At 66.9% G+C, this 1,715-nt stretch carries 1 protein-coding gene; it reads left to right on the top strand.

The window, feature by feature from the left end; translation table 11 throughout:
- Positions 1-1,538 (top strand): Ig-like domain-containing protein (locus GSQ79_RS29020; RefSeq protein WP_210253114.1); only part of this gene is annotated, 1,538 nt, incomplete at its 5' end.
- Between the last annotated feature and the right edge of the window lie 177 nt (positions 1,539-1,715).

Raw genomic sequence — 1,715 nt, 5'->3', positions numbered from 1 at the left:
CCGGCAATCCGGCGGTGGAGTCGGCGCATGCGCTGAGCGTCGACGAGACGCCGCCGACGATCGCGATCGGTACCACCGCGGGCGACAACGTCGTGAACGCGAGCGAAGCAGCCGCGGGCTTCACCATCAGCGGCACATCGTTGGGCGCGGACGGGCAGACCGCGACGATCACGATCGTCGACGGCACCAACGCGGTGAAGGACACCTACACGGTCCCTGTGGCGGCGGGCGGCAGCTGGACGGCCAATGTGACGGCGGCGCAAGCCCAGGCGCTGGCCGACGGTACCTACACTATGAAGGCGGACGTGTCCGACCTGGCCGGCAATCCGGCGATAGAGGCGACGCGTGCACTGACCGTCGACGAGACGCCGCCGACGGCAACCGTCGCTATCGCGGCGATCACTCCGGACACCGGAACCTCGGCAAACGACTTCGTAACCAGCGCCACGTCGCTGACACTGACCGGGTCCAACACGCCGCTTGGCACCGGCGAGACCGTGCAGGCGAGCAGCGACGGCGGCACCACCTGGACCAGCGTCAGCCAAGCCGATGCCACTCATTGGAGCTTCGCGGATCCCGCAACGCACGCTGCGAGCTTCACCTATCAAGTCCGCGTGGTCGACGCCGCCGGCAATCTCGATCTCAATATCGCAAGCCAGGCGGTAACCATCGACACCACGCCGCTGCCACTGCCGCTGCTGCCGCTGCATATGTTCACTGACAACAGCCCCAGAAACACGACGCCGGCAATCGCAATACCGATTTCGTTCGCGGACATATCGAGTGGTCCGTTGATGGCGCCGATCGTCAGCGAAGGCTTCGGTGTCGACGGGGACGGCTATAACTTCTTCGTCGTGCACACCGACGTTGACCTCAACACCGAGCACGACGCTTCCGTGAAGATCCACGTTCCCATCGCGTCGCTGCAGGCATCGTTGGGCGGCGATGTCGTTTCGATCGTGGCGCGCCAGGCCAACGGCGATCCGCTGCCAGACTGGCTGAAGTTCGATCCGCGCACCGGCGCTTTCGTCGGCCTGCCGCCCGACAACGCCACCGCCAGCATCGTGCCCGAGCATCCAGAGGACGTCACCGGCGCGCTGCCTCCAGATCCCGGTCGGGACGTTGCGGACCGACACAGGACCCCGGCGCCGAACACCATCAGCGTCGAGGTGCTGGTGCGCGATTCCAAGGGCAACCTTGCGGTGACGCACTTCACCATCGATCTTCGAACGCATGCCACCGGCAAGCAAGGCGGGGCCATCGACCACCCTGGTCTGCCGCCAGGACGTCAGCAGCACACCGCGCTGCCGATGGGCTCGTTCGAGCTCGCGGCGATCGGAGCCGCGGCGCGCGACGCGGCCCGGCCGTTCGAACCGTTGGTGGCGCGTGACATCCGTCACAGTGGGGCAATCTCGATCGGTCCCGCGGAGTCTCTACCCGCCGGGCGCGCCGGCTTGACCGAGCAATTGGCGTCGGTTGGCTGGCGCTCGATGGCGGCGCAGCGCGACGCCTTGCTCGCCAGCCTGCGGCAGAGGTGATGACACCAGCGGAGGGCATCGCATGAAGCCCGTCGCTCCGAATTCGCCGGATGCGCAGCTGTTCGGGCTGAGCACGCTGGTCCAGCTCTTGAAGCGGGCGCGGCGGGCAGGCACCGTCGAAGAACTGGGTTTCGTCATGGTGAACGAAACCCACGCGCTGCTGCGATACCGGCAGGC

Origin of the sequence: Beijerinckia sp. L45 (assembly GCF_009765775.1) — a bacterium.
In the GTDB taxonomy this organism is placed as follows: domain Bacteria; phylum Pseudomonadota; class Alphaproteobacteria; order Rhizobiales; family Beijerinckiaceae; genus RH-AL1.
Note: the sequence above shows the minus strand (reverse complement) of the source record. Positions and strands in the feature narration are given on the sequence as shown.